Raw genomic sequence first — 24,735 nt, forward strand, 5'->3', positions numbered from 1 at the left:
TACGGCAAACTGGATCAGTGCTCAATTATGTCCAGGCAGGATGGCGGAGCCCCGGGCTTCCCCTCGCGGACTCGCTGGCCGCCGCGTTGCGCGAGGCCGTGCTCGACGGGCGCGTGCGGATCGGCGACCGGCTGCCCTCGGAACGGCGCCTGGCCGCCGAGCTCGGGGTGAGCCGGGGAACGGTCGTCGCCGCCCTGGCCCGGCTGCGGGAGGAGGGCTGGCTCGTCACCGAGCACGGCAGCGGCAGCAGGGTCCGGCTGCCACGGAACCTCGGCGAGCGCTACGCGCCCCTGTCGGTGGACGGCCGGGGCTCGCTCCTCGACCTGCGGCGTGCCGTGCCCGCCGCCCCGCGCGAGATCGTCACCGGAGCCGTCACCCGCGCGCTCGCCAGGTCGGCGGGGCTGCTGCTGGAGAGCGGCGAACCCGGTGCCGGTCTGCCCGAGCTGCGCGAGCTGATCGCCCGGCGCCACACCGGCGAGGGGTCGGCCACCCGGCCCGAGCAGATCCTGGTCACCTCGGGAGCCCGCGCGGCGCTGGCGCTGCTCCTGACCCACCTCGGCCCGCGCAGGGCCGTCGTGGAGAACCCCGCCTTCTTCGACACCCTCGCCACACTCAGGCGCTTCGGCGTCCGTACCGTTCCCGCGCGGGTCACCGCGGAGGGCTGGGACACCGGCCAGCTCGCCACCGCGTTCCGCGAGGCCGCCGGGGGAGCCGCCCTCCTGACCCCGGACTTCCAGAACCCGACCGGGGCGCTGATGGACCCCCGCGCCCGCGTGGAGGTCGCCGATCTGGCCGCCAGGCACGGGGTGACCGTGATCGTGGACGAGACCATGCGCGACCTGGACCTGCGCGACCGGCCGGTGCCCGAGCCCCGCGTCGGCCGGGCCGTCACGGTCGGCTCCATGAGCAAGACCGTGTGGGGAGGGCTGCGCATCGGGTGGATCCGCGGCCCGGCCTCGCTGATCCGCGAACTCCTCCTCGATCCCGTCAACGGGCTGTACGCCCCTCCGCCCATGGAACAGCTCGTGGCGTGCGAGATCCTGCCCCTCATGGACGGGCTGCTGGCCCAGCGCAGAAGCGAGTTGCGACGCCAGCGTGACCACCTGGCGAGCAGTCTGGACGGGGACGACGCCTGGAGCTTCACCCTCCCGCGGGGCGGCCTGGCGCTGTGGCTGCGCCTCGACGGCGTGTCCGGCGAGACCCTCGCGGAGAGGGCGGCCACGGCGGGGCTCAGCCTCCTGCCGGGCTCGGCCTTCTCCTCCGACGGAACCCTGGCCGGCTGGCTGCGGGTGCCGTACACCGCCCCTGTCGAGACCCTCGACCGGGTCGTCGAGCAGCTCAGACTGGCCCGCAGGTCCTGAGGGCCGCTCGCCGGACGTGAGGTCGTGAGGGAGCCGTCAGGTCGCGAGGGAGATGGACGGGCGGACCCGGACGGCCTCGCCCAGCGCCCAGCGCATCCGGCTCGCGTACGCCTCCGGGTGGTCTCCGGCCTCCTGGGCGACGAGGGCCGCGCAACCGGAGAGATCCGCGTGGCGGGCCCGGAGCTGGCCTTCGATGATCATGCGCACCTGGTCCGGAGAGGGGTGGTCCGAGGCCTGCAGCGCGGAGACGAAGAGAACCTGTGCCAGGTCGGACACGTTCATCGGGGTCGTCATCACGTGATCCTTTCCTGGGAGGCGGGGAGGCCCTGTGGGACCCCGGCCGCGTCCCCGTCAGTCGTTCACCTCTCCATCATCCCTCCCGGGACCGACATTTTCCCCTGTCACCGACCCCTGCCACCCCCTATTTTCCGGCGAATAATGAGATGTGGCGCGCAGCGGCGGCGGCTACCGTTGGAAACGCCTCGGAGTTCGGAAACGAAACCGGCCGTCCATCGCGGGAAGAACGCGCCGGAGCCGTCTCCGGAATACGAGGCTCCGACAACTGGATAACACGCTTCCCCGGTGCGAAGGCGGCGGTTACTTCGCTCTTCCAAAGCGATGGTCCGGGTTCGACTCCCGGCTCCGGCTCAGGGCCGGTGTGGTGTAACGGCAGCACGTCAGAGTCCGCGGCCGACCTTGACCTCGGGGAAGTCCACAAATTCACAGAGACCTTCCCGGTGCGAAGGCAACGGTTACTTCGATTTGGGGTCGAGTGGTCCGGGTTCGATTCCCGGCGCGCCGCCAAACCCGTGCGGCGCGTGGTGTAAAGGCAGCACGCTTTCGTTCCGTCGCCGATTTCGATCTCGGGAAGGTCCAATAAAACGTCCACGCACCTCCCGGTGCGCCGATCGCGGTTACTTCCAGGTTCGACTCCTGGCGGCTCCACTCAGCGGGGCCGCCGCCCGCCAAGGCCGGGCTACCGCGGTCACCTCGATCTCGGGAGGAGCACGGCTCCACGCGCGTGCCCGGTGCGCTCCCGGCACGCCCGGCCCGGCGCGGTCATCGCGATCGTCGCCTTCCGTTCCCCTTCCGCCCGTGAGGCTCGCGGGCGGCGTACGGAACTCGCAGAGAAAGGCCCGTCCATGTCCAAGTTCAACACCGCGACCAACCGGCCGGCCGTCTCCAGCCCGGTCAGGACCGAGCGCACGCCGTCCGGTCTCACCCACGAGGGCGCCCCCGGGTACGCCCGCGACGCCAAGGGTGAGCTCTTCCTCCTCGCGGTGTCGAACATGGTCGGCGAGAACACCTTCTACGAGAAGGCGGGCGACCGCGACGAGCGTTTCCGTGGCCTCGTCCACCGGGTCGCGGTCGAGGACGGCGAGTGGATGGCCCGTTTCCTGCCCTGGCTGCGCGGCGAGGCGAACATGCGGACCGCCCCGGTCGTCGCCGCGCTGGAGTCGGTCAGGGCGCGGCTCGGCGCCGGCCTGCACGGCCTCAACCGGCAGCTGGTCGACGGCGTCCTGCGGCGCGCGGACGAGCCCGGCGAGGCCCTCGCCTACTGGACGTCCAGGTACGGGCGGGCGATCCCCAAGCCGGTCAAGCGCGGCGTCGCCGACGCCGTCCGGCGCCTGTACACCGAGCGCGGCCTGCTCAAGTACGACACCGGCGCCCGGGGATTCCGCTTCGCCGACGTCATCGACCTCGTCCATCCCGCCCCGGCGGCGGACAAGGCGTGGCAGGGCGAGCTGTTCGCGCACGCCCTGGACCGCAGGCACGACCGCGACCGGCCGATCCACGACTCGCTGGCGACGCTGCGCGCCCGCGCCGGGCTGGCGGCCCTGCCGGTCGAGTCGCGACGCGCGGTCCTGGCCGACCCCGGCCGCCTGCGGGCCGCGGGCATGACCTGGGAGGCGCTCGCCGGGTGGCTCCAGGGCCCGATGGACCGCCAGGCCTGGGAGGCGGTCGCTCCGTCGATGGGCTACATGGCGCTGATCCGTAACCTGAGGAACTTCGACGAGGCGGGGGTCTCCGACGAGGTGGCGGGACGAATCACCGCGAAGCTCGCCGACCCCGGTGAGGTGGCCGCGTCGCGGCAGCTGCCGTTCCGGTTCTACTCCGCGTACCGCAACGCGCCGAGCACGCGCTGGGGCCACGCCTTGGACAGGGCGCTGACGCTCGCCACGGGCAACGTGCCGTCGTTCGGCGGGCGCACCCTCGTTCTCGTGGACACGTCGGCGTCGATGACCTCCGGCGCGGTCTCGGAGCGGTCGGCCGTCACGCCCGTCCAGGCGGCGGCGCTGTTCGGGGTGACGCTCGCCGCCCGCGGCGAGCGGGTGGACCTGTACGGCTTCGCCGACGGCGTGTTCCGGCACGGGATGGGCCGGGGCGCGTCGGTCCTGAAGGAGGTGGACCGGTTCTGCGGGCGCGTCGGCGAGGTCGGCCACGGCACGCAGATCGCCGCCTCGCTCCGGCGCGCGTACCGCGGGCACGACCGGGTCGTCATCCTGTCCGACATGCAGACCATGAGCGGCCACCACGGCGCCGAGGTCACCGGCGCGGTGCCGGAGCGCGTTCCGATGTACGGCTTCAACCTGCAGGGTTACCGGCGGGCGGCCATGCCGACCGGCTCGGGAAACCGCCACGAGTTCGGCGGTTTCTCCGACGCGTCGTTCCGGCTGATCCCGCTGCTGGAGACGGGGCGCGACGCGAGCTGGCCGTTCTGACCCCGGCCGACCGGCCGGCCGTTCCGGCTCCGGCTGGTTGGCCGGATCCCGGCCGGTCGAGCCCCGGTCGGTTGGCCGGACCCAGGCCGGTCGGGCTCCGGTGGGTCGGGCCGTCCGTGCCGGGCGCCGCCGGGACGTTCCGGGGCCGCGTCGAAGGGCGTTCCGGGCGTCACCGCGTCCCGGGCCGGAACGCTCCGGCGTCACGGCCGGGCCGGTATCGGATCAGGTGGGAGACCGTCCGGCCGCCATCGGCCCGGCCGGGCGGGCTCCGCGATCTTTACTCGTCCTCATCGCAACTGTGTTCACTTCTGTCACGCCCGTGAGCGCCTGTTTCGCGAACAAGCAGCCGACATTCTGGAATGATCGCTGGATATCCTGTCGGACATCGAGACTGACGGACAGTGACTGATGCCCCCCATCGATCAAATCACCACCTTCGCATCGGACCAGCCGGTTCTGACGGTCATCATCGGCGTGTTCGCCCTCGTCCTTCTGGTCGTGGCGTATTTCGTGCTCCGCGCGACCCAGCGCATGGCGGTCCGCTTCTACCATCGTCATGTCGCGCCCCGCCCGGCGGAGGACATCCTCACCATCGTCGCCGCCAGCATCGCGACGGGTGTCTCCGCCCAGGGCATGTGGCGTTTCTCCGGTGACGTGCTCGGCTTCGACGGCCCCCTGCGGCTGCTGCTCTTCGCCTTCATCGAGGTCGCCGTCATCACCAGCGCCGTCCGGGCGCGCCGCAACATGCGGGAGAACTTCTCCGCAGGCATCGACGGCGTCGCCGTGTGGGCGCTCACCGGCTTAACGGCCGTGCTGTCGAGCATGGACGCCCGCAGCGTCGCCGAGGCCGTCTTCCGGCTCGCCGCCCCCCTGGTGGCGGCGTGGCTGTGGGAACGCGGCATGGCGATCGAACGCCACCGCATCACGGGACGTTCCCGCATCAACTGGCGGATCACCCCGGAGCGGGCGCTGGTCCGTGTCGGGCTGGCCGAGGTCAGCGACCGTACGGCCAGTGAGGTGGACGCCCACCGCAGGCTGACCCGGGTCGCGCTGGCGGCCAAGCGCGCCCGCGCGCTCCGCGCCTCGGGGGCGTCCGACAGGAAGATGCGCGCGGCCCTCGGCAAGCTGGACCGTGCCATGGACCGGGCGGTGGAGCACAGCGGCCTGGCGGTCGACTCCGCCCGCCAGGAGGCCCTGCTCTCCCAGATCGGCGCCCTCTACAACACCTCCGCCCTGATCGACCTGACCCCGCCCGTGCCGTGGGATCCGGAGCCCGAGGCGCCCGTGCGTCCCGCGGTGGCCGCGGGCCCGTCCGCGCTGCGGCCTCCGGTCGACGATGACGACGACGAGCTCCAGGTGCTGGACGTCCCGCCGCCGGTCGTCGACACGGCGCAGCGCGCCGCCCTGATGCGCGCCGCGCGGGAATACTGGGACAAGCAGATCGAGCGGAAGTTCGTGCCCCGCGCGGCCGACATCGCCCACGAGACCGGTGTCTCCCTGGCCACCGCCCGCGAGTACCGGGCCCTGTGGAAGCTGGAGCCCAAGGCTCACGCGCTGCTGGAGGCCGCCTTCCACGAGCACGGGATCATCGACACCGGCACCTTCCCCGCCATCGAGACCGAGCAGGTCCTGACCGTGAACGGGTCCTCGCCGGGTCGCTGACCCCGCTGCCCTGCCACGACCTCACCGCCCCTGCCCCACGGGTCACCCCGGCCGCGGAACCCGCGGCGGGGGGCCCGTGGGCCGCGCTTCCGGTGTTTCCGCCGCTCCTGATGCTCGCGCGGCCTTCGGTGCCCGCCCGGTCAGGTCGACTCGCGGACGATGAGCTCCGTGGGCAGTATCACCGGGTCCAGGTGCTCCGCGCCGTCGATCAGGGCGAGCAGCAGGCGGACGGTCTCCTCGGCGACCCGTTCCATGGGCTGCCGGACGGTGGTGAGCGGCGGATGGGTGGTGAGCGCCACCACCGAGTCGTCGAAGCCGCCCACCGCGACGTCCTCGGGCACCCGGCGCCCGGCGGCGCGCAGGGCGGTGAGCGCGCCCGCGGCCATCAGGTCGGAGGCGACGAACACCGCGTCGATGTCGGGAGCGCGTTCCAGCAGCCGGGCCATCGCGCGCTCCCCGCCCAGCTGGGTGTAGTCGCCGTGCTCGATGAGCCTCCTGCTGGCCTTCCTGCCGAGGATGTCGGCGAAGCCCTCCAGGCGCAGCGCGCCGCCGGGGGTGTCGAGCGGGCCGGTGATGGTGGCGATCCGCCTGCGGCCCCGCTCCACCAGGTAGCGCGTCATCTGCCGGGCACCCTCGCGGTCGTCGGCCGCCGCGTAGGGGATCACGTTCTCCCGCCCGATGACCGCGCCCTGGGCGACGGCGATCACGGGGATGTCCACCAGCGCGTCCACCAGCCTGTCGCCGGCGTGGGTGGAGACCAGGAAGACCCCGTCGGCGTGGCCGCCGCGCAGGTAGCGGACCACCAGGTCGCGGTCGCCGTCGTTCCCGGCGATCATCAGCACCAGCGACACGTCCCGCTCGGCGAGCCGCCGGCTGGCGGTGCGCAGCAGCACGCTGTAGGTGGGATCCTCGAACAGTTTTTCCTGCGGCTCCGACAGGACCATCACCACCGAGCCGGTCCGCTGGGTGACCAGGCTGCGGGCGACCCGGTTGAGCACGTATCCCGTCTCGGCGATGGCCCGTTTGACGGCGGCGTGCGCGGCGGGGCTGACGTACCGGTCGTCGTTGAGCACCCGGGACACCGTTCCCCGGGACACCCCCGCCACCGCCGCGACGTCGTGAATGGTCGGACGCTTCGCCATGCTCCCCATTGTCCCTTCGACCGGCCCCTGGTCGGCCCGGCCGCTAGCTTTTCACGGCTCCGCCGGCCAGGTCGGTCCGCCAGTGGCGCTGCATCGTGAGGAACAGCGCGATCAGCGGGATGATCGACAACAGTGTGCCGGTGAGGATCAGGTTGTAGAGCGAGGGCTGGTTGGCCCCGGCGGCGAGCAGGGTGTAGAGCCCCACGGTCAGCGGGAACCTCTGGTCGTCGCCCAGCATGATGAAGGGCAGCAGGAAGTTGTTCCAGATCGCGACGAACTGGAACAGGAAGATGGTCACCATGCCCGGGATCATCAGGGGCAGGGCCACCCGGCGCAGCAGCAGCCAGTGCCCGGCGCCGTCGATGCGCCCCGCCTCCAGCAGGGAGTCGGGGATGGCTGCGGTGGCGTAGACGCGCGCGAGATAGATGCTGTACGGGTGCAGGATCTGCGGGAGCAGGACCGACCAGTAGGTGTCGGCCAGCCCGATCCGCGAGAACAGCAGATACTGCGGGATGGCCAGCACGACGGCGGGCACCAGGATGCCGCCGATCAGCAGGTTGAAGATCAGGTTCCGGCCGGGGAAGCGATACTTGGCCAGGGTGTAGCCGGAGACCACGGAGACGGCCGTCGACAGCAGGGCGCCGCCGCCCGCGTACAGCAGCGTGTTCAGCATCCACAGCCAGAAGACGCCGTCGCGGTAGGCGAACAGGTCGGAGACGTTGGACAGCAGCCCGGTGCCGGGGGCGAAGGTCGAGGTGGAGAACAGCTCCGCCTTCGACTTGGTGGCGGCCACCAGCACCCAGCTGACCGGCAGCAGGCAGTAGAGCGCGCCCAGCAGCAGGATCGCGGTCGGCGCGATCCCGGCCGGGCGGCGTCCGGCCGCCCTTCGGCCCGCCGCGGTGAGGGTCGTGGTGGCCATCAGCCCTCCCCGAAGGCGCGGTCGCGGACGACGCGCAGGAAACCGAACGACAGGACGAGGGAGATCGCCGCGATGACGATCGAGGTGGCGGCGGCCGAGTAGAGGTCGCCGGTGACGAAGGCGTCGCGGTAGACCTTCATGAGCGGGCTCCAGGTCGAGCTGATCGTGTTGGTCAGCGGCCGCAGGGTGGTCGGCTCGGTGAACACCTGGATCGTGGCGATGATGGAGAACACCGTGGTCAGGATGATCGCGGGCAGCAGGATCGGGACCTTGATCCGCAGCGCTATCTGGATCTCGCTCGCCCCGTCGATCCTGGCGGCCTCGTAGTAGGTCCTGGGGACGGCCCGCAGGGCGGTGTAGAGCACCAGCATGTTGAAGCCGACGCCGCCCCAGACCGCCACGTTCGCCATGGACAGCACCACCGTGCCCGCGCCGAGCAGGTCGACGTCGAGCACGTGGCGGATCGGGCTGAGGCTCGGCAGGTAGAGGAAGCCCCACAGCAGGGTGGCGGCCACGCCCGGCACCGCGTACGGCAGGAAGAGGGCGATCCTGGAGAAGCCCGCGAGCCGCACGTGCGCCGAGTCCAGCAGCAGCGCGAACAGCAGGGCGAGCCCGAGCATGACCACCAGCACCAGCAGGCCGTAGCCCAGGACGCGGAGCCAGCCGGCCCACAGCTCTCCGTCCGCGAGCGTCGCCGTGTAGTTGTCGAGGCCGGCGAAGATCTCGCGGCGGGAACCCTTGCCCAGGCCCAGCCCGGAGACCTTCGTGCGCCGCAGGCTGAGGTAGGCCGTGTAGGCGATGGGGAGGGCCATGAAGAGCGTGAACAGCGCCATGGCCGGTGCGAGGAAGAGGTAGGGGGCGGCGCTCGCGGTGCGAGCGCCGTCGTCGCGGCGCCGTGTCATCGGGTGAGCTGGAATCCGGACTTCTGCATGTCGGCGACCGTCGCGTCCTGCATCTTCACGACGGCGTCGGAGAACGCCAACTTGTCCTGCAGGGCCTTGTCGAAGGCGTCCTTGAAGGCGTTGTAGGTCACGTTGACGTTCGGCCCGAAGGTGAAGCCCCGGGCACCGGTGGCGATCGTGGCGGTCCGCTGCCAGAAGTCGGGCTGGTTGGAGAAGTAGTCGGGGGCCTCGCCGAGCATGGCGCCGCCCTTGGTGGCCGCCGGGTAGAGGGCGCCCTCCTTGACGAGCAGGCCCAGTGCCTCGGAGTCGGTGTTGAGCCAGGTCGCGAACTTCGCGGCGGCGGCCCGGTTGGCGGACTTCGCGGCGACCGCGGTGGAGGAGCCGCCCCAGAAGCCGCTGGAGTTCTCGCCGGCGTTCCACTGCGGCAGCGGGGCGATCGCCCACTTCCCCTTGGCCTTGGGGGCGTTGCTGGACAGCACGCCCGGTGCCCAGACCGCCGAGGGCCAGGTCAGCAGCCTGCCGTCGTTGAGGGCCTTGTTCCACTCGGGGGTGAAGTACGGCTGGTCGTCGATGGCGCCCTCCTTGACGAGGCCGCCCCAGTAGTCGGCGACCTTCCTGGTGGCCCCGTCGTCGACCGCGACCTTCCAGGACTCGCCGCTGATCGACCACCACTGGGCGCCGGCCTGCTGGGCGAGGCCGACGAAGGCGCCGGGGTCCTTGCTGGAGAAGGTCCCCAGGAAGACCTTCGGATCCTTCTTCCGTACGGCGCGGGCGGCCTCGGCGTACTCGGCCCAGGTCTTCGGGACGTCGACGCCGTACTTGTCGAACAGGTCCTGCCGGTAGTAGAGCATCATCGGGCCGCTGTCCTGGGGGAGCGCGTAGACGGCGTCGGTGCCGAGCGTGACCAGTCCCCAGATGCCCTCGCCGAACTCGCCCCTGGCCTGGCCCACCTCGGCCGTGAGGTCGGCCACCGCGTCGGCGGCGACGAAGGAGGGCAGCATCTGGTACTCGGCCTGGACCAGGTCAGGGGGGTTCCCGGCCTTGGCGGCGGTCAGGAACTTGGCGGCCGCGTCGTCGCCGCCGGCCTGCTTGCTGATCGTGACCTGGATGTCGGGGTTGGCCTGGTTCCAGACCGCCACGATCTTGTCCATGTTGGGGACCCAGGTCCAGTAGGTGAGCTTGACCGGCCCCGCGGGGGCCGAGCTCCGCGCGTCCGGGGCGGCCGGCTCCTGGGGAGTGCCGGAGCACCCGGCGGCCAGGGCGGCGGCGAGGATCGCGGTCGCCACCGCTGCGAGCCGGTTCGTCTGCATGCGTTCCTCCGTGTGGGGGGTTCCGTGTGGGAGTTCATGTCAGGGGAGTCGGCCACTGGGAGGCCACCGGCGAAGTTACCGAGGAGACCGAGGGGAGGCCGCTGGGGCCTTTCTGGGAGCGTTCACAGACTGAAATCTCGCAGGAGGTGCTGTCAATGCCCGTTACGTTCTTGTTAACCCCCTGATCCGCCGAGGATACTGTGAGTGGTCTTCCGTAGTTGTCGGCCCTGCATTACTGTGCACGTTCACAGAAACCATTCGAGGGGGAGTCGTTGCCCGGATATCCCGCCCTGCCAGAGGGCATCGCGTACGGCGGGGACTACAACCCCGAGCAGTGGCCGGAGGAGGTCTGGCGCGAGGACGTCCGGCTGATGCGCGAGGCCGGGGTCAACCTGGTCAGCCTCGGCATCTTCAACTGGAGCCTGCTGGAGCCCGCCGAGGGGGTCTACGACTTCGGCAGGCTGGACAGGATCGTCGACCTGCTGCACTCCTGTGGCGTCATGATCGACCTCGCGACGCCGACCTCGTCCCCGCCCACCTGGTTCAGGACGACCCACCCCGGCGCCCGCCTGGTCGACCGCGAGGGCCGCGTCATCGCCGGTGGCTCCCGGCACAGCTTCTGTCCCAGCTCCCCGGAGTACGCCGCCGCCTCCGAGCGGATCGCCGGGCGGATCGCCGCCCGCTACGCCGGGCACCCGGCGGTCGTCATGTGGCACGTCCACAACGAGTACGGCTGGGCCAACGCGCGCTGCTACTGCGAGACCTCGGCCAAGGCGTTCCGCGACTGGCTGCGCGAGCGGCACGGGGACGTGGCGGCGCTCAACGCGGCCTGGGGGACCACGTTCTGGGGGCTGACCTACGGCTCGTTCGACGAGGTGGAGCCGCCGAGGATCGCGCCGGTCGGCCAGCTGACGGCCCTGCAGCTCGACTACGCCCGCTTCTCCGTCGACGCGCACATCGCCAACTTCCGGCGCGAGCGCGACGCCATCCGCCGCTTCGGCGACCAGCCGGTCACCACCAACTTCATGATCCCCAACTGCGAGCCGATGGACTACTGGCGGTGGGCGGGCGAGGTGGACGTCGTCTCCAACGACCACTACCTCGACGCCGGGCGGGCCGAGAACCACATCGAGCTGGCCATGGCCGCCGACCTCACCCGCTCGGTGGCGGGCGGGCGCCCGTGGATGCTCATGGAGCACTCGACCGGCGCCGTCAACTGGCAGCCGCGCAACCTCGCCAAGCGGCCGGGGGAGATGCGGCGCAACAGCCTCGCCCACGTCGCCCGCGGGTCGGACTCGGTGCTGTTCTTCCAGTGGCGTGCCTCCCGCCACGGCGCGGAGAAGTTCCACTCGGCGATGCTGCCGCACGCGGGGACCGGCTCGGATCTCTGGCGCGACGTGGTCGCCCTCGGTGCCGACCTGCGCGGGCTGGCCGCGGTGCGCGGCTCCCGTGTCGAGGCCGAGGTCGCGCTCGTGTGGGACTGGGAGTCGTACTGGGCGCTGGAACTGGAGTGGCGCCCCTCGGTCGACCTGCGCTTTCGCGAGCGCGTGGAGGCCTACTACGAAGCCCTCTGGCGCGAGCACGTCACCGTCGACTTCGCCCACCCCTCCGCCGACCTCTCGGCGTACCGGATGGTCGTCGTCCCCAGCTCCTACCTGCTCACGGAGGCGGCGGGCAAGAATCTGCGCCGCTACGTCGAGGCGGGCGGGCACCTGGTCGTCTCCTACTTCTCCGGCATCGTCGACGAGAACGACGCCATCCACCCCGGCGTCCACCCCGGCGCGCTGCGCGACGTGCTCGGCCTGTGGGTGGAGGAGTTCCACCCGCTGCCGGAGAACGGCACGGTGCCCGTCGGCGACGGCGGCCTGACCGGCCGGATCTGGTCCGAGCGGGTACGCCTCGCCGGGGCGCGCGCCGTCCACGCCTTCACCGGCGGGCCGGACGCGGGCCACCCCGCGGTGACCCGCCACGAGCTGGGCGCGGGCACGGCCTGGTACGTCGCCACCGCCCTCGACCCGGCCCCCGACCACGCCCCCTTCCCCGGCTCCGGCACGGCGGGGTCCTCCGGCGACACGGGAGCAGGTGACGGCGGAACCGGGACGGGAACGGGAACGGGCGGCGGCCGGGATCTGCGCGCGATCCTCCGCGCGGCCCTCGACCTGGCGGGCGTGTCCCGTCCGCGCGACCTGCCCGACACCCTGGAGCTCGTACGCCGGGGCCGCCACCTCTTCCTCTTCAACCACGGCGACGAGCCGGTCACCGTCCAGGGGGTGAGCGGGACCGGGGTCTTCGACGGCGCCGCGTACACCGGGTCGGCGACCGTGCCCGCCGGCGGCGTCACGGTCGTCGAATCGGCCGGGGACGCGTGATCGTCCCCGGGGCCGCGCCGGCCACCTGACCGCGGCGCGCCACCGGGGGGCTCCTGGACCTCCCCCGCCGTTCCCGAGCGGCGCGGGGAGGTCGCCATCCCCCCTCCGCGTGAAGGCGGAGGTTCCACGCCCAAGGAGAAACGATGAGGAAGATCCTGGCGGTGCTGCTGTGCGCCGCCGCGCTCACCGCGGGTCAACCGGCGCACGCCGCGACCGGCCATGACCGGGGCGGCCTGCCCATCAGGGGCGCTGACGTCTCCAGCCTGGCCAAGTCGGAGGCGCTCGGCGGCGTCTACCGCCACCCGGACGGCAGGCGCGGCGACGCGCTGGCCATCCTGCGCTCGGCCGGGCTCAACTACGTCCGGCTGAAGGTGTGGGTGAACCCGGCCGACGGCTACAACACCAAGGCGCGGGTGCTGGCCCTCGCCAAGCGGGCGAAGGCCCAGGGCATGGGGCTGCTGGTCGACTTCCACTACTCCGACAGCTGGGCCGACCCAGGCAAGCAGAACAAGCCCGCGACCTGGAGCGCACTGCCGTTCGAGGAGCTCAGGCAGGCCGTCTACGACCACACCCACGACGTGCTGGGCGCGCTGAAGGCCCAGGGGACCACGGCCGACATGGTGCAGATCGGCAACGAGCTCAACGGCGGCCTGCTCTGGCCGGACGGCCGCTGGGACAACTGGCCGAACATGGCCGCACTGCTCAACGCGGGTCACGACGCGGCCAAGGCCGTGTCCCGTTCGACGAAGGTGGTGCTCCACCTGGCCGACGGCGCGGACAACGGCCTGTACCGCTGGTGGTTCGACAGCGCCGCGGCCAACGGCGTCCGCTACGACGTGATCGGCCTGTCCTACTACTCCTTCTGGCACGGGACGCTGGAGGCGTTCCGCGCCAACCTGCACGACGTCGCCGCCCGCTACCGCAGGCCGCTGGTGGTGGTCGAGACCGCCTACCCCTTCACCGCCGCCGACGACGACGGCTGGGAGAACATCATCACCTCCGCCGAGCCGTACCCCGGATACCCGGCCACCCCCGCGGGGCAGGCCGCGATGATGCGGGACGTGGCGGACGCGGTCAGGTCCGTCCCCGGCGGCCTGGGCCTGGGCGTCTTCTACTGGGAGGCCACCTGGACGGGAGTGCCCGGCAACGGCTGGGACCCGGCCGACCCCTCCTCGGGCAACGGCTGGGAGAACCAGGCCCTGTTCGGCTTCGACGACCAGCTGCTTCCCACGGTCAGGACGTTCGCCCGGCGCTGAGCGGCACCGACGCGCTGTCCGGGGCCGCACGGCACTGACATGCTGGGCGGCGTTGAGTGGCGTTGAGCGGAACGGCCCACACCGACCCGGAACACTGAGCGGAACCGCTCGCACCGACCCGGAACACTGATCAGCACCGATCGGCGTCGACGCGCTGATCGGTGCTGTTCGTCGCTGTCCGGTGCCGATCGGTACGGCCGTCGCCGGCCTCGGCATCCGACGCCGGGCGCCGGGGCCGACACCGGATTCTGGGCTCACCGGGGAGCCGAAGGGCCGGGAAAACCTCTGACCGGGCTCCACGGGGGAGCCCGGCCACTCGGGAACGGTGCCTCGCCGGACCCGGGTCAGGGGCGGGTCAGACGACGTGGGGCGGGGTCCGCGTCAGACGGAGATCCGGCCCGCGCCGGCGCCGCCGGTCACGATCGACTTGACGCTGGAGGCGCCGTCGAGGGAGTAGGAGTAGGGGATGGAGGACACGCTGCCGCCGGCCTGGCCGCTGCCGGAGTTGACGAAGTGGTTGTTGCGGGCGACCAGGGTGCCCGGTCCCGAGTCCCCCTCGCCGAGGTGGTAGGGGTCGTCGGTGTTCTCGAAGTAGTTGCCCTCGACCAGGACGCCCGCGCCCTCGGTGGAGGCCACGCCGTAGCCGCCGACGCTCCCGTAGTAGTTGTTGTAGACGTGCACCGGGTTGCCGAAGCGCACGCGCGGGTGGCGCTGGGTGGTGCCGTCGAACCAGTTGTGGTGGTACGTCACGCGCAGGCGCCCGCGGTCCTCGCTGCCGTTGCCGTCGTCGTGGCCGAGCAGCATGGACTTGTCATGGTTGGTGACCTTGTTCCAGGAGATGGTGACGTAGTCACTGGCCCGCTTGACGTCCACGGCGCCGTCATAGCCGTTGCTGAAGGTGTTGTGGTCGATCCAGACCCGGGTCGAGTACTGGACCTGGATGCCGTCGTCGTTCCAGTCGCGGAAGGACAGGTTGCGGACGATGACGTTGGACGCCTCGGAGATGTTGAAACCGCAGCCCGCGATGGTGGCGCCGGAGTTGCCGAGGATCGTCTTGTTGGAGGCGACCCTGAGCATTCCGGAGCAGGAGATCGTGCCCGACACCCGGATGACGGCCGCGCCGCTCGCCGAGAGCGCGCTGGCCAGCGCGGAGGAGTTGCTCACCGTGGTGGGGGAGGCGTTGCCGCCGCCGGTGGTGCCGCCGCCCTGGGTCGCCCAGCCGACGAGGCCGCCCGGGTTGCCGGGAGTGGGGGTGACCGTGGGCGTCGGGCCGGGGGTCGGGGTGACGGTCGGGGTCGGCTGCGGGCCTCCCGCGGGGACGAGCCGCCACTGCTTGGTCGCCACCGAGTCGCAGGAGTTCTGCTGGACGAGGGCGCCGGAGGAGGTGGAGTTGTCCTTGGTGTTGAGGCACTTGCCACCGTTGGCGTTGACCACCCGGTAGTTGGAGCCCGACTCGGTCAGGTTCCACGTCTGCGACGACCCGCCCGAGCAGCTCTCCTGCTGAACGGCCTTGCCCGCGGAGGTGCTGGCGTCCTTCACACCCGCGCACAGGCCGCTGTGGGTGGCCTTGAGCTGGGTGCCGCTCCCGGTCACCGCCCACGTCTGGCCGGAGCCGCCGCAGCCGCTCTGGGTGAGCTGGACGCCGGTGGACGAGCTGGCGCCGGGAACGGTCAGACACAGGCCGCTGCCGTTGTTCACCAGATTGTAGTTTCCCGCGGCGGGGGCGGCGGCCGAGGCGGCGGAGACGCCGGCCACCATCCCCGACAGGGCGAGGGCGGCGACGGCGATGACCGCGCCGGCCGCCTTCGCGTTGATTCTGTACAGCACAGTCGAGCTCCTTGCTGGTCCGGCAGGCCGATACGGCCTGCGGTTCGGAATCCCCCCAGCGAGCACTCGCCGTTCACATATGCGATCCGCGTACATGTGAGCGAACAACCCACAAGGTAGGTAAGCGCTTTCCCGCTGTCAAGCGGGCTGTGAAACTTTCATGACGACCGCTGTCACCCGGCCGTCCCGCCGTCACGCTCGGTGACCGATGGAGGGCGCGCGGGACGGCGCCCCGCCGAGGCGACGCGAGGATTCAGGGACGGCGCCCCGCCGGAGCGGTGCGAGGATTCCGGGTCGGCCCGGTGGTGCGAGGAGTCCGGAACGGCGCCCCGCCGGGGTGGCGTGAGGATTCAGGGACGGCGCCCCGCCGGAGCGGTGTGAGGAGTCCGGGACGGTCTAGTCGACCTCGGCGCTGCCGTTGACGCGGAGCTTGCGGCGGGCGCGGTCGTAGAAGCTCTTCGGGCCGAGCCGGACCACCCAGGCGGCGGCGCGGATCGCGGTGACGCCGAGCGCGTCCCCGGGTGTCAGGTGCGCGGCCACCCCGCCGTCCACCTCCACCGCCAGCCGCCCGCTCGTCGGCAGCAGGTCGAGCACGACCCGCTCGTCGGCCGACAGCACGAGGGCCCGGTTGAACGACGAGTGCGCCGCGGCGGGGACCACCAGGAACCCCTCGACCGTCGGCGACACGATGGGACCGCCCGCGGAGAAGCTGTAGGCGGTCGATCCGGTGGGGGTGGCCACGATCACCGCGTCGGCCGCGTAGCGCACGAAGGGGTGGCCCTCCACGGTGATCGACACCGCCGACAGCCCGTCACCCGGTATCCGCACCAGGGCGATGTCGTTGAACGCGGTCACCGCCGTGCCGTCGGGCAGCGTCGCCCGCACGGCCATGCGCGGCTCGACCGTGTAGTCGTGGTTGTCGATGGCCGACAGCGCGGGGGGCAGCTCGTCGACGTCGATCTCCGCGAGGAACCCCAGCTTGCCGAGGTTGACGCCCAGCACGGGAGTTTTGCGCCCCAGGATGAGCCGCATGGTGCGCAGCATCGTGCCGTCGCCGCCAAGGCTGACCAGCAGGTCGGCGCGGTCGACCAGGGTGGAGTGGTCGACCGCCACCGCGCTGCAGTCGATGCGCCCGACCTCGTCGGGCAGCCCCAGCACCGTGACGTCGCGGGAGCGGGCCCACTCCACGATCGTGTCGATGGCCACCTTCGAATCGCGCTGCGGGTGCAGAACCAGCCCCACGGTCTTGACCATCCCCATGCCCCACACTGTACGGGGGCCCGGCGGTGGAGCCGTACGCCGCGAAGGCGGGGGACGGATGATCAGCTCTGGCGCCGTTCCTTCATCCGCGCCTCGTGCAGGTGGCGGCGCCCGCCCGCCAGCCGGTCCCTGATCCGCTTCTCCACGTTGGTGAAGACGCTGTGGTAGCCGTCCTCGTACTCCTCCACGACCTGGAACGTCCACCGGCCGGGGACGACGTCGAGGCCGATCAGCTCGCGGGTCACCATGTCGGCCATCTCCGGGTGGCCGGCGGCGCGCAGCAGCTCCACGGCCTCGTCGAGCTGCAGGTCGGCGTGGCCGGTCAGCTGGTGGAAGGAGTAGAGGTGGCCGCGGGCCCTCTCGGTCGTCTCCAGCGCCTCGGAGAGCTTGCCCAGGGCCTCGACGGTGGCGTCGTCGAGGTCGGGGGACGAGGCTCGGGGCGAGGTGTCCGGCGATGTCTGGGAGGAGGCCGTCTCCGGCCGTACGTCATGGGGCACTCGATCTCCTCCTCGCGGGCGCGGCGGGCTCGGGGCGGCGCGCCGGAGTTCGTCCGACACCGGACGCATGCCGTCTGAGCTGTGAGAACGTGTCACTACCCCGCGCGGAGGGGGTGAATCACCGGCTTTGCCCAGCCATTACGTTCGGGGGCGGGAGGCGCGTCAGTGGACGGAGAGGTGTTCTTGAGTGAACACACAGTTAAATGCCAGGAAAGGTGACTACCCTCCCTGGGCATGGACTGGCAGCGCAAGGCCAACGACGCCCTTGTCAGGCTGACCGGATTCCAGCTTAACCGAGTAGGGAAAGTCGGTCCACCGGCGACCGTGAGGACGTCCGCGGCGGTGGAGGAGTCGTTCAGGCCGCCCGCGGACCCGAAGACCGACCGGCTGCTGGTCGCTCCGATCTTCATCCTCTCACCGGTCAGGTCCGGTTCCACGCTCCTGAGGGCGCTGCTCAACGCCCACTCCATGCTGCACGCCCCACACGAACTGCACGTGCGGAGGCTCCGGGTGGAGTTCGGCACCTCGCTGGCCGAGAAGGCCATGGGAGCCCTCGGGCATGACCGGGCCGACCTGGAACACCTGCTGTGGGATCGCGTGCTCCACCGCGAGCTGGTCAGGAGCGGCAAGACGTTCGTCGTGGACAAGACACCGGCCAACGCCTTCGCGTACCGGCGCATCGCCGCCTGCTGGCCGGACGCCCGGTTCGTCTTCCTGCTGCGCCACCCGGCGTCCGTCGCGAGTTCGTGGTACGAGGCCGGCGCGGGCAAGAGGACGCCCGAGGAGGCGGCACTCGACGCCCTGCGCTACATGAAGGCCGTGCAGCGGGCGCGGGGCGCGCTCAGCGGGTGCACCGTGCGGTACGAGGACCTGACCGCCGACCCCGAGGCCGAGTCGCGCCGCGTCTGCGACTTCCTCGGCATCCCCTGGGAGCCGGAGATGCTGGCGTACGGGGAGCAGGCCGTGCTGGAGAAGGGGCTCGGCGACTGGAAGGACAAGATCCGCTCGGGGAGCGTGCAGCCCGCGCGCGACCTGCCGGGGGTGGAGGAGATCCCCGAGTCGCTCAGGCCGATGTGTGAGAGCTGGGGATACCTGCCGCACGCCGCGGAGCCCACATGACGGCGCCCGGAGTGCCCGGGGCTCCCGGGGCCATGAGGATCCGCTACATGCTCCTGCACGCGTACGGCATGGGCGGGACGATCCGCACGGTGATCAACCAGGCGAACGCGATGGCCGCGGCCGGGCACGAGGTCGAGATCGTCAGTGTGGTGCGCCGGAGGGAGAAGCCCCAGTTCCCGATCGACGCGCGCGTCCGCCTTCTGGCGCTGTCGGACCAGCGTGACGGCAGGCCCGCCGACTCGGTGGGGCGCAGGGCCTGGCGGCGGATCCGGGGCAAGATCGTGCCCGCGGGCGAGTTCGCGGCCTCCTATTTCACCGAGCGCGTGGAGCGGGCCGTCATCGACCACGTCTCCGCGCTCCAGGACGGCATCCTGGTCACCACCCGCCCCGCGCTGAACCTCATCTCCGCCCGGCGCGCCCCCGCGAGCGTCGTCAGGATCGCCCAGGAACACATGAACCTGGCCACTCACCCCAAGGCGGTCCGGTCGGCGATCGCCCGCCACTACGGCGGCCTGGACGCGGTGGCCGTGCTCACCGGGACCGACAGGAGGGAGTACCAGGCGCTCCTGCCCGGCACCCCCGTCGTGCGCATCCCCAACGCGGTCGGCCCCGTGCGGCGGCCGCTCTCCTGGCAGGACGACAGGCTCGTGGTCGCGGCCGGGCGGCTCGTCGGGCAGAAGGGCTTCGACCTGCTGATCCCCGCGTTCCGGCAGGTCGTCGACCACCATCCCGACTGGCGGCTGCGCATCTACGGCACCGGCCCGAAGAAGGACGCGCTGCGCGAGCTCCTGAAGGAGCACGGGCTGCGTGACAACGTCACCCTGATGGGACGGACCGACCGCCTCGACGAGGAACTGGCCAAGGCCTCCTTCTACGTGCTCAGCTCGCGGTTCGAGGGGTTGCCGATGGTGATGATCGAGGCGATGACCCAGGCGCTGCCCGTCGTCGCCTTCGACTGCCCGACCGGCCCGGCCGACGTGCTGACCCCCGGGATCGACGGGCTGCTCGTCCCTCCGCGGGACGTCGACGCGCTGGCGGCGGCGATGATCCGGCTCATCGAGGACCGGGAACTGCGGGAGCGGATGGGGGCCGCCGCGGCCGTCACCGCGCGCGACTACACGCCCGAGGCGATCATGCCGCTCTGGGAGAACCTGTTCGCCGAACTCCTGGGCCGCGCACCGGAACGGTCACGCTGACCGGTTCTGCCTGACTTTTCGGTTTTCATGCGAAATATCGCCTCGGATGATATTTCGCTTTTTTCGCTGTTGTCCCGCCGCGCTTTCGCGCGGGTCCGCGGGTGCGCCCGAGGCTGCCGGGAGGTGTTTCTCCACGTCGCGCGGAGAGGGTTTTTCGTGTCGCGATCCCGCTTGTCGAGGATGGCTGATGTGATGTCTGGAATGACAGATATCCCCAGGTCAAAGGGCATGTACGCGAGCTCCACGCCGACATGAATAAGACATTCAATCTTTTTCGGGCATTTGACAACGGCGACTTTGTTGATTGTCGGCCAGATCGTATCCAATGCTTGACAAGATATTTAAGGGCAACCCAAAATTGAGGCGTCCACGGTGGCGGGCCGTATCCGGCTCCGCGCATCGGGGGGTCAACGATTCTGCCGTTTCTGTCGCGGGTAATTGACGTTCCCCCCTGGTTGATTCATGTCTTTCCCCTGTCGGTACGAACACGGATCGGTGGTGTGTTGTGACGGAGTTCGAGGCTGGCCGGTCGCAGCTGAGTTTGAGTACGGACGCCGCGCGTAACCTGGCGACGACGACCAAGTCGACTCCCCAGATGCAGGAGATCACCTCACGGTGGCTGCTGCGGATGCTCCCCTGGACGCAGGTCTCGGGCGGCACCTACCGCGTCAACCGGCGGTTGACCTACACGATCGGCGACGGGCGGGTGAGCTTCACCAACACCGGGTCGCAGGTGGCGGTCATCCCGGCCGAGCTGTGCGAGCTGCCCCTGCTGCGCGGGTTCGACGACTCCGACGTCCTCGACGCGCTGGCCGGCCGGTTCGTCCAGCGGGAGTTCCAGGCCGATGACGTGCTCGTGGAGTCGGGGCATCCGGCCGACGAGGTCGTGCTCATCGCGCACGGCAAGGTCAACAAGATCGGCACCGGCCCGTACGGCGACGAGATCGTGCTGACCGTGCTGGCCGCGGGCGACCACTTCGGCGACGACGCGCTGGCGGGCGACGAGAGCGAGTGGCCGTTCACCGCCAAGGCGGTCACCAGCGGCACGGCGATGGTCCTGCCCCGGCACGCCTTCCTGGAGCTGGCCGGGCAGTCGGAGACGCTCCAGGCCCATCTGCGGCAGCGGGAGACGTCCGCCCGCGGACCGCAGAACAAGTACGGCGAGGCCGCCGTCGAGGTGGCCGCCGGGCACGAGGGAGAGGCCGACCTGCCGGGCACGTTCGTCGACTACGAGCTCACCCCGCGCGAATACCGGCTGAGCGTCGCGCAGACGGTCCTGCGGGTGCACACCCGGGTGGCCGACCTCTACAACGACCCGATGGACCAGATCGAGCAGCAGCTCCGGCTGACGATCGAGGTGCTGCGCGAGCGGCAGGAGCACGAGCTGATCAACAACCGCGAGTTCGGGCTGCTGCACAACGCCGACCTCAAGCAGCGGATCCACACCCGCACCGGCCCGCCCACCCCCGACGACCTCGACGAGCTGCTCAGCCGCCGCAGGAGCACGAGCTTCTTCCTGGCCCACCCGCACGCCATCGCCGCCTTCGGCCGCGAGTGCAACGCGCGCGGCCTCTACCCGCAGGGCGTCGACGTCGGCGGTAGCGGGGTGCCCGCCTGGCGCGGCGTCCCCATCTTCTCCTGCAGCAAGATCCCCATCACCGACACCCGGACCACCTCGATCCTGGCCCTGCGCGTCGGCGAGGACAACCAGGGGGTCATCGGCCTGCACCAGACCGGCATCCCCGACGAATACCAGCCCAGCCTGTCGGTCCGCTTCATGGGCATCAGTGAGAAGGCGATCATCTCCTACCTGGTCAGCGCCTACTACTCCGCCGCCGTCCTGGTGCCCGACGCGCTCGGCATCTTGGAAGACGTCGAGATCGGCCACTGAGGACGGGCGAGCGATCCACCTTTCGGAACGGCCGCTGAGCGAGGGAGAGCAAGCATGAGGACCATTGAGACGTCGACGGACGGGCGGTCCGCGGGCGAGGTGCTGGCCTGGAGCCGGGACATGGTCGAGGCGACCCTGCGCCCGGCGGCCGACACGCTGCCCGCCTCGATGAGGCGCATCGCCGGATACCACTTCGGCTGGTGGGACGAGCAGGGCAGACCGTCCACGACCAGCGGAGGCAAGTCGATCCGTCCCGCGCTGGCCCTGCTGTCGGCCGAGGCCGTCGGGGGCAGCGCCGTCTCGGCGCTCCGGCCGGCGGCGGCCGTCGAGCTGGTGCACGACTTCTCTCTCCTGCACGACGACGTGATGGACGGTGACCGGACCCGCCGCCACCGCCCCACGGCCTGGGCCGTCTTCGGCGTCAGCCCGGCCATCCTGGCCGGTGACGCGTTGCTGACACTGGCCTTCGACGTGCTCGCGACCGGAGGGCACCCGATCACCGCCGAGGCGACACGAATTTTCAGCGTCGCGGTCCAGGAGCTGCTGGACGGCCAGAGCGCGGACGTCGCCTTCGAGGAACGCCGGGACGTCGGACCCGACGAGTGCCTGAGAATGGCGGTCGGCAAGACCGGGGCCCTGCTGGGGTGCGCCTGCGGGCTCGGCGCCCTGTTCGGAGGTGGCGGCCCCGAGCAGGTCGAGCATCTCGTCGCCTTCGGCAGGGACCTGGGGCTGGCGTTCCAGCTCGTCGACGACCTGCTGGGCATCTGGGGAGATCCCGAGGCGACCGGCAAGCCGGTTCACTCGGATCTGCGCAGCCGCAAGAAGTCCATCCCGGTCGTCGCCGCCCTGACCTCCGGCACCCCGGCCGGACGGGAGCTGGCCGGGCTCTACCATCGGGAACAGCCGCTCTCCGACGCCGAGCTGGTCCACGCGGCCGAGCTCGTCGAGGCGGCGGGCGGGCGGGCCTGGACCCAGGTGGAGGCCGACGAGCTGCTCACCCGGGCCCTGCGTCACCTGGGGGCCGCGGGCGCGCCGCCCCGGCCCGCCGCCGAGCTGGCCACGCTCGCCCGCCTCGCCGCCCGCCGCGACCACTGACCGGCGGCGTCGTATCCCCGACGGAGTTCGCCGTCCGAGCCCTCCGTCCGAGTGCTCGGACGGAGGGGTCAGACGAAGGCGCTCGTACCGGTGATCGCCCGTCCCACGATCAGGGTGTTGATCTCGCGCGTCCCCTCGTAGGAGTAGATCGCCTCGGAGTCGGCCACGAACCGGCCGACGTCGTAGTCGAGGACGATGCCGTTGCCGCCCAGGATCTCCCGGGCCCATCCCACGGCCTCGCGCATCCGCGCCGTGCAGAAGGCCTTGGCCATGGCCGAGTGCTCGTCCTTGTAGACGCCCGCGTCCTGGAGCTGTGCCAGCCGCACCACCATGCCCAGCGAGCAGGTGACGTTGCCCAGCATCCGTACGAGCAGGTCCTGTACGAGCTGGAACCCCGCGATCGGCCGCCCGAACTGCTCGCGGGTCTTGGCGTACTCCAGCGCGAGCTCGTAGGCGCCGGTCATGCACCCCACCGCCTGCCAGGCCACGCCTCCCCGGGTCTGCCGCAGGATGGTGCCGGTGTCGCGGAAGCCGTTGGCCCTCCGCAGCCGGTTGATCTCCGGCACCAGGCAGTTGGTGAGCGTGATGTCGGCGTTCTGGACCGTCCGCAGGGCTATCTTGTTCTCGATCTTCGTCGCGGCGAAGCCGGGCGTGCCCTTCTCCACCACGAATCCCTTGACCTGCCCGTCGGCCTCGTCCTTGGCCCACACCACGATCAGGTCGGCGAAGGTCGCGTTGCCGATCCAGCGTTTGGCCCCGTTGAGCACCCACACGTCGCCCTCGCGCCGGGCCGTCGTGCGCAGCCCCGCCGCGACGTCGGAGCCTCCCTCGGGTTCCGTCAGCGCGAACGCCCCGATCTTCTCCATCGCCGCCATCGGCGGCAGCCATCGCTCCCGCTGCTCCTCCGAGCCCAGCCGGTCTATGCTGCCCATCGCCAGGCCGTTGTGGACGCCGAAGAACGTGCCCATCGACGGATCCACCCGGTTCATCTCCAGAACCACGAACCCGGTCAGCAGGCTCCGCGCCCCCCGGTAGGCCAGGCCCGCGATGTCGAGCTTGGCGAGTTCGGGAATCAGCTGGTGGGGGAAGCGGGCGTTGGTCCACGCCTCGTTCGCGATGGGCGCGACCTCGCGCGCCATGAACTCCCGTACCCGGAGCACGATCTCCTTCTCGTGCTCCTCCAGCAGGTCGGAGTAGTCGTAGAAATCACCCGTCGTCATCGGCGCGGCTTCCCTCCGGTCGTCGTGCCTCTCCGCTGCCCGAAAGTCGGGGCATCAAGCGGGACACACCGGAAACGGCAGAGGCCCGGGTCGCCCCGGGCCTCCGCGTCGGTCGCCGTCCGGCCGCGCCGCGGCCTCAGGCGGGACTACCAGCGACGGGTGTACACGCGCACCCGGTCGGACCGGCTGCGGCTCTCGGAGAGCTCGTCGGTGCCGTCGAAGACGGCGCGGTACTCGCCGCTCGTGTACGCGCGGGCCCTGGCATGGAACGTGCCGTACCGGCCGGTGTCGGGGGAGGTCACGAACTTCCAGGCGCTGGAGCCGCGCTTGCGGAAGTAGATCTCCACCTCCTCGCCCCGCACGCCCTTCCAGCGGTCGTCGTCGACCTGGAGACGACCGGTGAAGTAGACCCAGCGGCCCTTGCGGACGCTGTCGGGGTTCGCGGAGAACCGGTAGACGCGGGTCTCCGCCTTCTCGTCCTGCTCGTGCGCGACGGAGAAGTTGACCTCATCGGTCACCTTCTTGCCGTCCTTGTCGTACGCGTCGGCGATCGCGACCCAGCGACCCTCGAAGTCGTTCTCGTCGAAGCTGGTCGTGAAGCGCCACAGGTCACCCTCGTGGAGGAGCCTGGGCTCCTGCGCAGCCTGGGTGCGGGCCTGGTCGGAGACCGGCCTGAGGCGAAGCTCGACGCGAGTGGCCTCGGTGGTGCGGACCTCGATGGTGACCCTCGTGTCGTCGTCTCCCTTCACGACGACCGGGTTCGGGTTGACGTTGTCGATGCGCACACTGAGAGCGACTCGCTCCGCGGAGGCCGTTCCCGCGGACAGGAGCAGCGAGCTGCTCACCGCCGCTGACAGCAGACCGATGGCGATTCGTTTCATCAAGACGCTTTCCTCTTCTCCCCGTTCTCGGAGACGGCCAGGGTTGACCGTTCCCGCTCCATAAGACGACACGGAAGCGACTGATGTTGCCTGAAGTCCCCAAAA

The 24,735-nt window shown here is 71.0% G+C and carries 19 protein-coding genes; 9 read left to right on the forward strand and 10 right to left on the reverse strand.

Annotation, left to right across the window (positions count from 1 at the left end):
- Positions 1–17 precede the first annotated feature (17 nt).
- Entirely contained in the window at positions 18–1,361 is a 1,344-nt protein-coding gene (locus ACSDR0_RS22080; protein WP_435290758.1) for a PLP-dependent aminotransferase family protein, read from the forward strand.
- Positions 1,362–1,397: 36 nt separating this feature from the next.
- Here the strand turns inward: ACSDR0_RS22080 and ACSDR0_RS22085 are convergent, their stop codons facing one another.
- Positions 1,398–1,655 carry a hypothetical protein gene (locus ACSDR0_RS22085; RefSeq protein WP_435290759.1) on the reverse strand — a complete coding sequence of 86 codons (258 nt, stop codon included), beginning with the start codon at positions 1,653–1,655 and terminating at the stop codon, positions 1,398–1,400.
- Positions 1,656–2,503: 848 nt separating this feature from the next.
- Between ACSDR0_RS22085 and ACSDR0_RS22090 the strand changes: the two genes are divergently transcribed.
- Both ACSDR0_RS22090 and ACSDR0_RS22095 read left to right on the forward strand, forming a co-directional pair.
- Positions 2,504–4,084, forward strand: a complete 1,581-nt coding sequence (locus ACSDR0_RS22090) for a TROVE domain-containing protein (RefSeq protein ID WP_435290760.1) — start codon at positions 2,504–2,506, stop codon at positions 4,082–4,084.
- Positions 4,085–4,492: 408 nt separating this feature from the next.
- Positions 4,493–5,746 (forward strand): hypothetical protein, encoded by a 1,254-nt coding sequence (locus ACSDR0_RS22095; protein ID WP_435290761.1) that lies wholly within the window; start codon positions 4,493–4,495, stop codon positions 5,744–5,746.
- 140 nt (positions 5,747–5,886) lie between these two features.
- Here the strand turns inward: ACSDR0_RS22095 and ACSDR0_RS22100 are convergent, their stop codons facing one another.
- Genes ACSDR0_RS22100 through ACSDR0_RS22115 form a run of 4 tightly spaced genes read right to left on the reverse strand, consistent with a single transcriptional unit; the run spans position 5,887 to position 10,019 of the window.
- Positions 5,887–6,888, reverse strand: coding sequence for a LacI family DNA-binding transcriptional regulator (locus ACSDR0_RS22100; RefSeq protein WP_435290762.1), 1,002 nt, complete (start codon positions 6,886–6,888; stop codon positions 5,887–5,889).
- A gap of 43 nt (positions 6,889–6,931) precedes the next feature.
- On the reverse strand, positions 6,932–7,807 hold the full coding sequence (locus tag ACSDR0_RS22105) for a carbohydrate ABC transporter permease (RefSeq protein WP_435290763.1): 876 nt from the start codon (positions 7,805–7,807) through the stop codon (positions 6,932–6,934).
- Positions 7,807–8,709 carry a carbohydrate ABC transporter permease gene (locus ACSDR0_RS22110; RefSeq protein ID WP_435290764.1) on the reverse strand — a complete coding sequence of 301 codons (903 nt, stop codon included), beginning with the start codon at positions 8,707–8,709 and terminating at the stop codon, positions 7,807–7,809. Before ACSDR0_RS22110 ends, ACSDR0_RS22105 begins: the two co-directional genes overlap by 1 nt.
- On the reverse strand, positions 8,706–10,019 hold the full coding sequence (locus ACSDR0_RS22115) for an ABC transporter substrate-binding protein (protein WP_435290765.1): 1,314 nt from the start codon (positions 10,017–10,019) through the stop codon (positions 8,706–8,708). The genes ACSDR0_RS22110 and ACSDR0_RS22115 overlap by 4 nt, the downstream gene beginning before the upstream one ends.
- A 272-nt stretch (positions 10,020–10,291) precedes the next feature.
- Here ACSDR0_RS22115 and ACSDR0_RS22120 point away from each other — a divergent pair, with 272 nt between their 5' ends.
- Both ACSDR0_RS22120 and ACSDR0_RS22125 read left to right on the forward strand, forming a co-directional pair.
- The gene (locus ACSDR0_RS22120; protein ID WP_435290766.1) at positions 10,292–12,388 is read left to right on the forward strand and encodes a beta-galactosidase; all 2,097 of its coding nucleotides are present in this window, start codon (positions 10,292–10,294) and stop codon (positions 12,386–12,388) included.
- Between the two features lie 143 nt (positions 12,389–12,531).
- The gene (locus ACSDR0_RS22125; protein ID WP_435290767.1) at positions 12,532–13,644 is read left to right on the forward strand and encodes a glycoside hydrolase family 53 protein; all 1,113 of its coding nucleotides are present in this window, start codon (positions 12,532–12,534) and stop codon (positions 13,642–13,644) included.
- Positions 13,645–14,025: 381 nt separating this feature from the next.
- Here the strand turns inward: ACSDR0_RS22125 and ACSDR0_RS22130 are convergent, their stop codons facing one another.
- The 3 genes from ACSDR0_RS22130 to ACSDR0_RS22140 all read right to left on the reverse strand — a co-directional run bounded on the left by ACSDR0_RS22130 (position 14,026) and on the right by ACSDR0_RS22140 (position 17,228).
- A complete protein-coding gene (locus ACSDR0_RS22130; protein ID WP_435290768.1) occupies positions 14,026–15,471 on the reverse strand; it encodes an RICIN domain-containing protein in 1,446 nt (481 codons plus the stop codon).
- Positions 15,472–15,867: 396 nt separating this feature from the next.
- Positions 15,868–16,731: an NAD(+)/NADH kinase gene (locus tag ACSDR0_RS22135; protein WP_435290769.1), complete on the reverse strand. Its 864-nt coding sequence runs from the start codon at positions 16,729–16,731 to the stop codon at positions 15,868–15,870.
- Positions 16,732–16,793: 62 nt separating this feature from the next.
- Positions 16,794–17,228, reverse strand: a complete 435-nt coding sequence (locus ACSDR0_RS22140) for a hypothetical protein (RefSeq protein WP_435290770.1) — start codon at positions 17,226–17,228, stop codon at positions 16,794–16,796.
- A 324-nt stretch (positions 17,229–17,552) separates the two neighbouring features.
- On the opposite strand from ACSDR0_RS22140, the gene ACSDR0_RS22145 reads away from it, so the two are divergent.
- The 4 genes from ACSDR0_RS22145 to ACSDR0_RS22160 all read left to right on the forward strand — a co-directional run bounded on the left by ACSDR0_RS22145 (position 17,553) and on the right by ACSDR0_RS22160 (position 22,529).
- On the forward strand, positions 17,553–18,347 hold the full coding sequence (locus ACSDR0_RS22145; RefSeq protein WP_435290771.1) for a sulfotransferase family protein: 795 nt from the start codon (positions 17,553–17,555) through the stop codon (positions 18,345–18,347).
- Entirely contained in the window at positions 18,344–19,543 is a 1,200-nt protein-coding gene (locus ACSDR0_RS22150; protein WP_435290772.1) for a glycosyltransferase family 4 protein, read from the forward strand. The genes ACSDR0_RS22145 and ACSDR0_RS22150 overlap by 4 nt, the downstream gene beginning before the upstream one ends.
- Before the next feature lie 505 nt (positions 19,544–20,048).
- The gene (locus tag ACSDR0_RS22155) at positions 20,049–21,434 is read left to right on the forward strand and encodes a family 2B encapsulin nanocompartment shell protein (RefSeq protein WP_435290773.1); all 1,386 of its coding nucleotides are present in this window, start codon (positions 20,049–20,051) and stop codon (positions 21,432–21,434) included.
- A 54-nt stretch (positions 21,435–21,488) separates the two neighbouring features.
- Positions 21,489–22,529: a family 2 encapsulin nanocompartment cargo protein polyprenyl transferase gene (locus ACSDR0_RS22160; RefSeq protein ID WP_435290774.1), complete on the forward strand. Its 1,041-nt coding sequence runs from the start codon at positions 21,489–21,491 to the stop codon at positions 22,527–22,529.
- A gap of 68 nt (positions 22,530–22,597) precedes the next feature.
- On the opposite strand, the gene ACSDR0_RS22165 is transcribed toward ACSDR0_RS22160, so the two are convergent.
- Entirely contained in the window at positions 22,598–23,749 is a 1,152-nt protein-coding gene (locus ACSDR0_RS22165) for an acyl-CoA dehydrogenase family protein (RefSeq protein ID WP_435290775.1), read from the reverse strand.
- 146 nt (positions 23,750–23,895) lie between these two features.
- Positions 23,896–24,630, reverse strand: a complete 735-nt coding sequence (locus tag ACSDR0_RS22170; RefSeq protein ID WP_435290776.1) for a hypothetical protein — start codon at positions 24,628–24,630, stop codon at positions 23,896–23,898.
- Positions 24,631–24,735: the final 105 nt, after the last annotated feature.

Origin of the sequence: Streptosporangium sp. G11 (genome assembly GCF_051192615.1) — a bacterium.
Taxonomy (GTDB): domain Bacteria; phylum Actinomycetota; class Actinomycetes; order Streptosporangiales; family Streptosporangiaceae; genus Streptosporangium.